The following is a 2,397-nucleotide window of genomic DNA, read 5'->3' on the forward strand; positions in this document are numbered from 1 at the left end:
CATAGCGATCGAAATACAAAAATTGCTTTAATAACAAAGCAAATTCTCTAGGGAAGTGGATACCATTCTGCTCACCAACCTTAACCATATCCATTAGCACATTATTAATATCATCTTCACCCTGCGTCTCGAACATCGCTGTATCGGGGACCATCACATCTAGTTTATTAAACACTCGACGTAAATCGTTTGCTAAGTCATCAACAATGACATCTTTATCTGTGACACCAATGCGAATCATCGCATCAGCCATACCCTCAAAGTTTCCAATCATAATCGCTGATATAAAGTCTGAAACAGCTTCCCAGGTGCCAGGGTTAATACGACCTACAATACCAAAGTCGATAAAGCCGATACGACCATCTTCGAGAACCATTAAGTTACCTGCATGAACATCAGCGTGGAAAAAGGCACACTGCGTCAAACTAGAGAACCAGGTATTCATTGCTGTGATCAATGTCTTTTCGGGATCGGAGCAGTATTTACGAATTGTATCCAAATCAGTTAGCGATACACCATAAAAACGTTCCATTGTCAGAACTCGTCTCGAGCTAGCGCTTCGATAAACTTTAGGAACGCAAACATCCTCGTGGCCAGCACTATGCAAAAACTCGCTAAACTCATCTAGGTTATTTGCTTCTTTTATAAAATCACACTCTTCCATCATTGTGCGCTGAATTTCTTCAACGACACCAGACATAGATGTCCATGATAGCTTTGGTGCCAGATGTTCAATAATTCTCGCTGAGACATAGAGAAAGTTAAGGTCTGTAAGCAATACATTCTCAACACCTGGCTTTTGAATTTTGATCACTACATCTTCACCCGATACAAGCTTGGCAGCATGAACCTGAGCAATAGAAGCGGATGCTAAAGGAACCGGGTCAACATAAGAATAAACTGCACTCAAAGGCTTACCTAATTCATTTTCAATAATCTTTCGAGCCACAGAAAAAGAAAAAGGCTGGGTACGATCTAAGCAGTTTTGAAATTCTTCAACGTAATCTTGAGGAAAGAAAGTAGGCGAACTTGCGATAAACTGCCCTAACTTAATATAGGTAGCACCTAAGTCTTCAAAAATAGATCTTAATAACTTGGGATTGGGTGGCCGTTTACCGATTAACCATTGAGCACCTGTTTTAGCAAGAATGCCTGTAGTCTGACCAATACGAAAAGTTCCCTTCAATGTATCTGTAAACAATCCCATCGCTTTGTCCTTTTATATTACTATCTGAATTACAACGCTAATAATGAAGAAGCGCCTGTTAGAGTCTTCCCTGCCCTACTCTATAAGCGCATCGGCATGATTACGTATAAGTTTCCATCATTCTCTGAAGACTCTATCAAAGCCGATGAATTTGCATTCAATAGCGTCATTCGAATATTTTCACTCGACAAAACATTCATAACATCAATTAGATAGCTAACATTGAATCCAATCTGTAAATCTTCACCCTGATAATCCACTTCCAAACAATCTTCAGCTTGTTCGTGCTCTGGATTATTAGCAAACACCTGCAATTGATTCTCAGACAAATGTAATTGAATTCCTCGAATATTTTCATGTGAAAGAATACTTGCTCGCGTAAACATATCCTTAAGCGAACTTCTATCCGCATACATAACCTTGTCACCACCCTTAGGAATAACACGGTTATAGTCAGGGAACTTTCCATCGATCAATTTTGAAGTGAATCTATAATTGCCTATCTGTGAATATATATGGCTTTCACCGATAGAAAGCACCACTTCGTCTTCAGAGTCAGATAACAAACGACCGAGCTCAATAATACCTTTTCTCGGTACAATCACCTGCTTGTCTGTATCGCGCTCAAGATCTGTTGCTAGAGATGAAAGTGCGAGACGATGCCCATCCGTTGCAACTAAACGAACGTAACGGTTACCTAGCTCTAACAACATGCCGTTTAAGTAGTAGCGAACATCCTGTTGCGCCATCGCAAAAGAAGTCGCGTCAAGCATCTGTTTAAAGTCACGCTGCATGAAACTCACAGCAATATCGTGAGGAGACTCTTCAGTATTCGGAAACTGATCTGCTGGCAAGGTTGCTAAGGTAAAGTGGCTCTTACCGGAACGAAGGTGCATCTTTTCACCTTCCAGACTTAGCTCAATCACTGCATCATTTGGTAAAGAGCGACAAATATCTACTAACTTACGTGCAGGCAAGGTAATTCTTCCAGCAGTCTCGACTGCGGCGCTATTAAGCGTACAAACTAACTCAACCTCCATATTGGTGCCGGTTAATTCTACTTTACCTGGTTCTGCTTCAAGCAAAATATTCGAAAGCACAGGCATGGTTTGCTTTCGCTCAACAACACCCGAAATAATTTGAAGAGGACTTAGGATTTCTTCACGAGTAATAGTTAATTTCATTTTTTA

General features: G+C 40.5%; 2 protein-coding genes. Both read right to left on the reverse strand.

The genetic code is table 11. The annotated features are described in order from the left end of the window. Positions 1 to 1,207: AarF/ABC1/UbiB kinase family protein (locus tag A3766_RS17505; RefSeq protein WP_068642591.1), on the reverse strand; the 1,207-nt coding region annotated here is incomplete at its 3' end. 80 nt (positions 1,208 to 1,287) lie between these two features. Then, positions 1,288 to 2,391: a DNA polymerase III subunit beta gene (gene dnaN, locus A3766_RS17510; protein ID WP_068507320.1), complete on the reverse strand. Its 1,104-nt coding sequence runs from the start codon at positions 2,389 to 2,391 to the stop codon at positions 1,288 to 1,290. Between the last annotated feature and the right edge of the window lie 6 nt (positions 2,392 to 2,397).

The organism is Oleiphilus sp. HI0132, from assembly GCF_001635845.1.